Here is a 1,538-nt window from a genome sequence, read left to right as displayed (position 1 = left end):
TGAGCAACCCTGCCCAGACGCCGGTGACCGTGACCCTGTCCAACGGCCAAACCATTACCGTTGAAGCCGGCAAAACCCAGGGCAGCGTCGATTTCCAGACCCCGGCGAATGACGTCTACAACAACGGTTCGACTGTCAGTGTCACCATCGAGAACGCCACAGGCGGTAATTTCGAGCAACTGACCCCGAACCCGACGCCGGCTCAGACCACGATCAACGACTCGGTCGACACCACCACCGCGACTCTGACCGCCTCGCCAAGCGTCATCGAAGGCGGCGTTATCACCTACACCGTGACCCTGAGCAATCCTGCCCAGACGCCGGTGACCGTGACCCTGTCCAACGGCCAAACCATTACCGTTGAAGCCGGTAAAACCCAGGGCAGCATTGATTTCCAGACCCCGGCGAATGACGTCTACAACAATGGCTCGACCGTCAGCGTCACCATCGAGAGCGCCACGGGCGGCAACTTCGAACAGCTGACTCCGAATCCGACCCCAGCCTCGACTGTCATCAATGACAGCATCGATACCGTCACCGTAAGTATTGTCAGCAATGGCAATGTGACCGAAGACCAGCAGCCTTCCTTTACTGTGAAAGTAAGCCAGGCGCTGGACCGTCCGTTGACCGTAACCCTGTCTAACGGCGACACCGTGACGATCGAAGCCGGTAAGACCGAAGTCGAGTACAAGACCTCGGTTCAGGGCGATGACGTCTATCTTGATGCAGGCTCCATCACGCTCAGTGTTACCGACGCTACAGTACCGGGTGCCACCTTCGAGAAGCTGGCCTTGGGTGGCCCGGCTACCGTTGAGATCTCGGACACTATAAGTGAAGTGGTGGCCAAACTGACCGCCACCCCTTCGGTGACCGAAGGTGGCGAGATCACCTACACCATCACCCTGACCAACAAAGATGGTCTGCCGATCAACAACCACTCGGAGCTGTACTTCAAGCTGACCGACGGCACCACCGTCGTCGTGGCGGCCAACAGCACCACCGGATCGGCAACTGTAGCTGCACCAGACAACGTCTATGTCGGCACCAACGCGCCGGTGGTCAATGCCATCGACGCCGTCAGCGGCGCAGATGCGTGGAAGTTCGAAAACCTGAACCTGGACAAGACCCCCGTCAGCACTACCGTCACTGACGAGCCAGGCACTCCAGGCAACGAAGGCGACATCGTCAAGGTCACCATCACGGCCGACCAGACCTCGGTAGCCGAGAACGTCAAACCGACGTTCACCGTACACATCAACACCGCCTTGGCTCACGACCTGGTCGTGACCCTGAGCAACAACGCTCAGGTCACCATCAAGGCCGGCGAGACCAGCGCGCCGTACACCCACGACGCGCAAGGCGATGACGTCTATCAGGATGCGGGCCAGATCAGCCTGGGCATCAACTCGGCGGTGGACGCCACTGGTGCTGCGTTCGAGAACCTGCAACTGGGCGGTGCTGCTTCGGTTCAAGTGACCGACACCCTCGACGAAGTCGTGGCGAAGCTGACCGCGACCCCGTCGGTCACTGAAGGCGGC

General features: G+C 59.9%; 1 protein-coding gene. It reads left to right on the top strand.

The window, feature by feature from the left end; translation table 11 throughout:
• Positions 1 to 1,538, top strand: a 1,538-nt coding sequence (locus V7787_RS52735; protein ID WP_336095445.1) for an immunoglobulin-like domain-containing protein, incomplete at both ends; no start/stop codon positions are given.

The organism is Pseudomonas sp. CGJS7, from assembly GCF_036961695.1.
This window is presented reverse-complemented; position numbering and strand designations above follow the sequence as displayed.